The organism is Aminobacter sp. P4_D5 (assembly GCF_056401815.1).
In genome coordinates, this window is the sequence record NZ_JBFUIP010000971.1 from 1 (window position 1) to 614 (window position 614).

A 614-nucleotide genomic window follows, 5' to 3' on the forward strand; every position below is an offset into this window, starting at 1 on the left:
GCGGCACCCCCCGCAATCCGAACTGGTAGCCGAGCCCCGCCATCGCGATGAGAACCAGGCCGATCAGGAGCCAGAACAGCTGCGGCGGCAACGTGAAGGCGAAGGCGAAGCGCTCGGCGGTGCTCATGTCGAAGGTCTCGTTCAGCGAGGCCATGAGCGAGGCGATGATGGGGTTAGGCTGCTCTCGCGCGAGGGCCGAGGCATGGCCCCAGATGCCGTTCTGCAGCGTGGTGGTACGCTGCTGGATCTGCACGCTGATGGCCGGGTCGAGGCCGGCGCGGACGAAATCGGCGCGGACCTGGGTGTATTCCTCTAGAAGCCGGGCGATCTCCGTCCCGCGCGGATGCCCGATCGCCTCGGCTCGAAGCCAGGCCGTGCCGATGGCATTGGCCTCGGCCAGGCTTCCGGCCCGGCGCTCGTTGAAGCGGGTATTGGCAAAGGACAGGGTGAGGGCCAGCACGAAGGCCAGCAGGCCCAGCATCGCCCCGACGACGACGCCAACATGCTGGGCGTGGCTCTCGGCCCGGGCGCTGTCGCGCCGCCCGAACCAGTAGCCGATTTCCTTGGCGGCGAGCTGGGCCACGAACAGTACCAGCCAGAAGGCGAGCCAACTC

At 68.2% G+C, this 614-nt stretch carries 1 protein-coding gene; it reads right to left on the reverse strand.

From position 1 onward, the window contains the following. Positions 1-614, reverse strand: a 614-nt coding sequence (locus tag AC1DWF_RS36135) for a hypothetical protein (protein WP_476843262.1), incomplete at both ends; no start/stop codon positions are given.